At 44.3% G+C, this 6,581-nt stretch carries 5 protein-coding genes; 1 reads left to right on the top strand and 4 read right to left on the bottom strand.

The features are described from left to right. A partial coding sequence (locus C9J12_RS03710) for a molybdopterin-dependent oxidoreductase (protein ID WP_146150075.1) occupies positions 1 to 1,659 on the top strand: 1,659 nt, incomplete at its 5' end. A gap of 38 nt (positions 1,660 to 1,697) precedes the next feature. Here C9J12_RS03710 and C9J12_RS03705 read toward each other — a convergent pair. From C9J12_RS03705 to C9J12_RS03690, 4 genes are all read right to left on the bottom strand, one after another. Further along, complete coding sequence (locus C9J12_RS03705) at positions 1,698 to 2,633, bottom strand: alpha/beta hydrolase (protein WP_107241465.1); 936 nt, start codon at positions 2,631 to 2,633, stop codon at positions 1,698 to 1,700. Positions 2,634 to 2,651: 18 nt separating this feature from the next. Continuing rightward, a complete protein-coding gene (gene fabV, locus C9J12_RS03700) occupies positions 2,652 to 3,854 on the bottom strand; it encodes an enoyl-ACP reductase FabV (RefSeq protein WP_107241464.1) in 1,203 nt (400 codons plus the stop codon). A 318-nt stretch (positions 3,855 to 4,172) separates the two neighbouring features. Further along, on the bottom strand, positions 4,173 to 5,075 hold the full coding sequence (gene surE / locus C9J12_RS03695; protein ID WP_107241463.1) for a 5'/3'-nucleotidase SurE: 903 nt from the start codon (positions 5,073 to 5,075) through the stop codon (positions 4,173 to 4,175). Between the two features lie 24 nt (positions 5,076 to 5,099). Next, a complete protein-coding gene (locus C9J12_RS03690; protein WP_170111707.1) occupies positions 5,100 to 6,410 on the bottom strand; it encodes an OprD family outer membrane porin in 1,311 nt (436 codons plus the stop codon). Positions 6,411 to 6,581 lie beyond the last annotated feature (171 nt).

The raw sequence follows: 6,581 nt of genomic DNA, 5'->3' as shown, positions 1-6,581 counted from the left end.
GGGCGTGAGGTGGGCGGGCTAGCCAATACCTTAGCATCACACATGGATTTTGGTAACCCAACACATCACCAATTAATCAGCGACTATTGGCAAACAGATTCACTTGCCACTCAGCCCGGTCTAAAAGCAATCGAGCTATTTGATGCAATTGATAATGGTAAAATTAAAGCAATTTGGATAATGGCGACCAACCCTGTCGTCAGCTTGCCAGATGCAGAAAAAATTAAACGCGCACTCAAAAAATGCCCGCTGGTTGTAGTGTCTGATTGCATTGCAGATACCGATACTACCCGTTGTGCAGATGTACTTTTACCGGCACAAGGCTGGAGTGAAAAGTCTGGTACTGTTACTAATTCAGAACGTCGTATATCACGTCAACGACGTCTATTACCCACCCCGGGTGAAGGCAAACCTGATTGGTGGATAATCAGTGAAGTTGCAAAATCGATGGGCTTTGCTAAGGCATTTACTTATCAGCATGAAGCCGAGATTTTTAATGAATACGCCATAATGACGGGGCTCGATAATGCCAAACGTGATTTAAACTTAACTGGTCTTGCTCATCTAACCACTGAACAATATGCGCAATTACCACCACAACAATGGCCCGTTCTCGATATTGATAACGACATTACTCATAAGCGACTCTTCGCTGATGGTCACTTTTTTACCCCATCAGGAAAAGCGCAGTTCATTGCCGTGCAACACCAACCAACCGCTTTACAATGTAATACTGACTATCCTTTATCGTTAAACAGTGGTCGTATTCGCGATCAATGGCACACCATGACGCGAACAGGTTTATCGGCGCGTTTAGGTGCGCATAAACCAGAGCCTTTCGTATCTGTTAACCCGAACGATGCTGAACATTATGCGTTACAACACGGCACAATCGCCACTCTCGCGAGCCCATTCGGTAGTGCTCAGGTACGGGTTGAACTATCAAAACAGGTCAACCAAGGACAACTCTTTATGCCGATACATTGGAATAACGTGACATCCAGTGCCGGTAAAGTCTGTAACTTAATAAGCCCAAAAACAGACGATATATCTGGCCAACCTGAATTCAAGTTTACTCCTGTATCCATTGCCTCTTTCGCTTATAAAAGTGAAGCTATGCTGCTATCCAGCACGGTTCTTGATATTACCGAGTTTGATTATTGGGTACGTCAGAAAGTAACGGGGGGGTATCTATACCGAATCGCCAGTTGTTTATTACCAGAACAATTAATGCTACGCCTTTCACAATATTGCCAGCATGAAAATGGGCGTGAATTGAGTTTCAATGGGGCGAGTAACGGACAATATCGCTACGCTAATATTGAGAAACAACGTTTACGCAGTTGCTATCTAGTCGCTAACGACTTACAGCAACAAGATTTAGATTGGCTACAAAATCTATTAGATGAGCCTATCGATACCTCTGTCGAACGCTCACTCATATCGGGGACAGCTGAGGGTAAGTTAGCGGCTGGTAAAACAATTTGTGCGTGCAAACAAGTTGGAAGAAATACAATTTGCCAAGCCATTAGAGAACAACACTTAAAATCAGTCGATCAAATAAGCGCATGCACAAAAGCAGGTACAGGCTGCGGAAGCTGTGTACCAGAGTTACAACAAATATTGGAGGAAGAATGCATTATTTTAACAGCTGTCTGATATTGGGAGCCGCTAGGATCTATGACTTAGTACCGCGCTTATGTGCGAAGAAAACGGGCAATGGTTTGGTAAACTTGAGCGCACTCTTCTTTTACCAAATCTTCCATATTCATAAAGGCGTGGATCATATCAGGGAAATGTACATGCTCAACCTGCACGCCAGTCGCTTCAACCTTTTTGCAATAGCTTACCCCGTCATCACGAAGCGGGCAAAATTCAGCGGTAAAGAGTAAGGTTTCTGGCAATGCTAGGGTAAAACGGCCATATAACGGAGAAACCCGTTGGCGGTCTTCGTTATTTTGTAAATAATTATCAAAATACCACGCTATCTTGTCTTTCTGAAGCAAGTACCCTGCTGCATTTTGTTCCATCGAGCCTGAATGCATGGTGTAGTCAAGGCTTGGGTAGATCATTACTTGCTTGGCAATATTCACCGTGTCATCAAATTGCGCCAGCTCACTTATCGTCGCTACTAATGCACCACCACCAGAATCGCCTGCAATCACTAATTCTTGTTGATACTGGAGTTGACAGCTATCCAATGTTGTCCAAATACCTTTCACAACAGCATAAGCATCATTCACACCCGCCGGGTACGGGCATTCTGGCGCCAATCGGTAGTCGACAGCAACCACGATATGTTGGGTTGCATTCGCCAACTTTCGACAGATAGGATCATAAACCGTAATACTGCCTGCCATATGCCCGCCACCATGGTAATAAGCTAAAACAGGTAAAGCCTGCTCTGGTGCCGGATGGTAAATACGCACAGGTACAGTGTCTTCGTCGTTGATAACGACATCATCTTGAACCCAAGCAATAGCGGGAATATCGGTAACCAAATCTGTTGTTAAATTGGCTAGCCCTTCACGGGCATTGGTTGAAGTCGGCTTAAAACCATTTACAATTAATACTGCTACTTGCTGGTTAAAACCTTCAAGCCATGGCTGTAATTTTTCACTGACTTGGCGCATGACATGATCCTTATGCTTTTATGCGACTAATTGAGTTAGCGTTTCAAAGCTAATATCTGCTTGATAATCAACGCCTTCTAAATCAAAGCCATTTAACTGCATAAAGTCGGTTTTATACCCTTGGTAATCCCCCATTGTGGTAAAGTTTTCAGGGGTGATTTTTACCATTAACTCACTGACTTGCTGCTGAATGTCGTCCTCTAGTTCCCAGTCATCAACACGAATCAAACGGTTGTCATCAACGGGTACTATTTTGTCTTTTCCGTAAAGACGTTGAGCATAGAGTCGCTGCATCTGCTCAATACATCCTTCATGCACACCTTTGTCTTTCATTACCTTAAACAAAGCGAGAATATAGGGCGAAAAAGCAGGAATAAAAACACTGGCTTTAGTGACTAATGCTTTACAGACAGACACATAAGCCTCACCCCCCATTTCAGACATTTGTTCATTAAGCTGATCGGCTGTTGCATGCAAATGCGCCTTAGCTCTGCCTAATGTTCCTTGGTGATAAATAGGATACGTCGCTTTAGGGCCAACATACGAATAGGCCACCGTTTTACAGCCAGTCGCTAGAACACCCGCTTCAGACAACATATCAATCCAGCTCGCCCAATCTTCTCCGCCCATCACCTTTTCAGTGTCTTCAACTTCTTCAGGTGTCGCCGTACCAATCGTCATCTGCTCCATGGTATCGGTTTCGATATTGATCGTCGGCCCTGTTACAGGCTCACCCATGGTCTTGATTGACGAACGCCATAACTCTCCGGTTTCAGGATTCGGCCTTACTCCCGTTGCCAAGCTATATACAACCAAATCAAGCTGGCCACCAAATTCTGTCTTTATATACTCAATAACCTGTTGGCGCATTTGTGGCGAGAAAGCATCACCAATGAAGTTTTTACCGATTAAACCCGCTTTTTCAGCTTCTTCGCGAAAGAAAATATTATTATACCAACCCGCAGTGCCTACTCCTTTTTCACTCGGTCCTCGCTCGAAAGAAATACCAATGGTATCTGCCATCGAACCACCAAAAGCCAGTGAAATACGAGATGCCAGACCAAACCCCGACGAGGCACCAAGCACCAATACTTTTTTCGGCCCGTCAGTAACGGGATCAGCTGTTCTCACATAATTGATCTGATTGCGGATAGCCTGCTGGCAACCAAATGGATGCGCTGAACGTGCAACAACCCCCTTTACTACTGGCTCAATAATCATGGGAAATCCCTGTTTTTTTGGGGGCATGATACCCACACCCGAAACCGAATTGGCATGATGATAGTACCGGAGTTTTCTCTTCATCCCAAACTCAATATTCACGCAAGGTTCACGCTTTTATCGAATATCCCAACGTTCTACTGTGGGTATATTATCAGGCAAGGCAAGGCGCTATCGCGAACAATTAAATCGTTGCTGAATTGGCTTCATGAAGAAATTTTCAGGTTACAAAAGAAGGTATCGACCTAACTTCTCATAAAAAAAGAGCCCTCAGGCTCTCTTTAATCGTGTGATGTTATTAACCTCTATCGGTTAAGATCAGTTCAATATTGCCTTATATGACGCCACCGCTTCGGGCGCATTCCAATGTGCGTTAAATACGGTATAGGTGATGTATTTACGCATCAGCTCCGTGGTATCAGTAGTCACAGTCGGATCACTGGCAGCAAGGAAGGGCTTGAAATTCAGTTCTTGTACCACTGTCTTTTCGTCGACTAGCTTGAAGGTGTAGTTATAGTCTGGATAGCGCTCGTTCTCGATATATTTTACACCCTTAATTTCTGCTGTCGGGTACGGCGGGTAGTTGATACTTAGACCAGTACCTTTCGGCAACAGAGGTTGGCCCACAAGCTTCTTATCATTCAGTTTTTTTACCACCGCCAGCGTATGCTCGACGCCTGCTGGGATATATTCCATTGAACTCGGAAAGCCGGTTTTAGCTTCTTCAAGCCGAAATCCCATACTGACGGCAATCGCTGGCACACCGTGACGCACAGCGCGGGCCGCCGCCGAAACGGTACCAGAGTTAAACTGGTTGACCCCGACATTTGGTCCGTCATTGACCCCCGAAATGACCAGGTCCGGCTTCTGTTCAGCCATAAGGCCTGTTAAACCAAACAGCACCGAATCCACTGGGGTACCATTGAAGCAATACTCCTTTTCACCTATTTTTTCGTACGTTAGCTCTTTGCCCGGCTTGAAGGTAACTGCCGTTCCCTTGCCACTTTGATTGTTGGCAGGGCCAGACAGCCAAACATCATAACCTTGTTCGGTCAGTGCTTTAAATAGTTCTTGCGAACCCTCACTACGGCAGCCATCATCACTGACAAGCAAAATACGCAGCGTATCTTCAGTATTAGACGTTTTTGCCTGAACCAATGTTGGTAGAGTTACTAGAGCACCAGCAACCAGTGCAGCAACTATTTTCAATGTCGTATTCATCATCATATCCTTCATCGTAAGTGCTTAAAGCAAGTCAAATTTATAATCAACCACAAATACGGCACCGAGAATGGTACGTTTTTCCCAGTCACCGTTTTCAACAACAGGATTCCTTGCGCTATCCGCAACATAGGAGTACCCCGGTCCAACACCAGCCATCATACTGAGGCCCTTAAGTGCCTTATCCTGAAATTTATACATCATCAGAAGGTTCAGCTCTGCTTCATCTATATCTGCGCCCTGAAATTCCATCCCAAAACCGTACGTCGCACGTAAACCAACCATCAAGCCGGGTACGCCAGCATTCGCCATGTTATACATGCCCTGGAAGGCAACCATGGTCTCGCCATCTTTGTTAAAGTCAGTACCGGTTCCATCCGCCTTACTGTTGAAGTTACCGTCGGTATTTTTTCCCATATCCCAGAAGAACATACCTAGGCCATTTTCTAGCTCTGCTTCGGTATAGGCATAACTGCCTGACAAGGTCCATGAACCAACCATGTAATCCAAGTTCAGGTTATAGTGGTTGGCTTTATCGTCGAACGCCATTCCTTCCCAGTTATCCAAAGCGTCGTTTTGATAGAAATAACCGCTCAAGCCCATCTTCGAAGTTTCAGAAACTGGCGTCTGCCATTTAAATTCAAGGCCGCTTCGTCGCAAGTAATCTTTACTTTCGCCACTGAACAGATTAACTACATTCTTTTTACCCCAGCTATAACTGAGATCGCCGGTAATAATGTTGTCAATTTGTTGGCCAGAAAGGGTTTTGAAACGCACTTTTGTCGGCGAGTCTCGATCTGAAAAGCGATCGGTATATACACCACGCAGACGCAAGCCCTTATAACCAACTTCTCCGCTAATACCCTGATATGAGGCAACAACGGCACGACCATGTGAAACAGTCAGCGAGCCGGTTTTGTATAGCTCCTTCCAGCCACCATAAACATTTACGTATAAGTCATCGTCCCCCAGTTTGACCTTCGCATAGATCTGGCTGATTTTATTAAAGCTTTCGGCTTTACCATTATTATCACGTAATAAGTCACGGCCCTGGAAGTTATCATTAGCGCCTAATTTGATTGCACCGGAATAGGTTGCATCAAAACCAATAATGTCAGCGAGATAGCCAGATTTATAATCAATCGCAATCCCTTGCGCCCAGGCAAACTGGTCTTCACTATTTGATGTATCTTCATCCAAATACATCGCGATATTTCGAGTGGATAATGTAAGTTCATTATTTTCAAATAACCCACTAGCCTGAGCAACTGGAGTAATAAGCAAACCTGTCAGACAAGCTAATCTGACACATTTAAAGGTAGAGGTAAGATCCATTTTCATTCCTTAGAAAATATATTCACAGACATAGCAATACATACACGCATAAAACTTATTGTATTATTCCAGCGCGCCTTATATTGACATTGATATTCCTGTGAGGTTATCTACACGCCAGATTTATATTATTACACCCTGGCTATTTATAATTATATTTATATCTATATT

Source organism: Photobacterium frigidiphilum, from assembly GCF_003025615.1.
Classification (GTDB): Bacteria; Pseudomonadota; Gammaproteobacteria; order Enterobacterales; family Vibrionaceae; genus Photobacterium; species Photobacterium frigidiphilum.
Note: the sequence above shows the minus strand (reverse complement) of the source record. Positions and strands in the feature narration are given on the sequence as shown.

What these genes read in the sequence shown, in the direction of transcription:
- C9J12_RS03705 (WP_107241465.1), bottom strand. Translation starts at nt 2,633, where the DNA reads ATGCGCCAAGTCAGTGAAAAATTACAGCCATGGCTTGAAGGTTTTAAC.
- fabV (WP_107241464.1), bottom strand. Translation starts at nt 3,854, where the DNA reads ATGATTATTGAGCCAGTAGTAAAGGGGGTTGTTGCACGTTCAGCGCAT.
- surE (WP_107241463.1), bottom strand. Translation starts at nt 5,075, where the DNA reads ATGAATACGACATTGAAAATAGTTGCTGCACTGGTTGCTGGTGCTCTA.
- C9J12_RS03690 (WP_170111707.1), bottom strand. Translation starts at nt 6,410, where the DNA reads ATGGATCTTACCTCTACCTTTAAATGTGTCAGATTAGCTTGTCTGACA.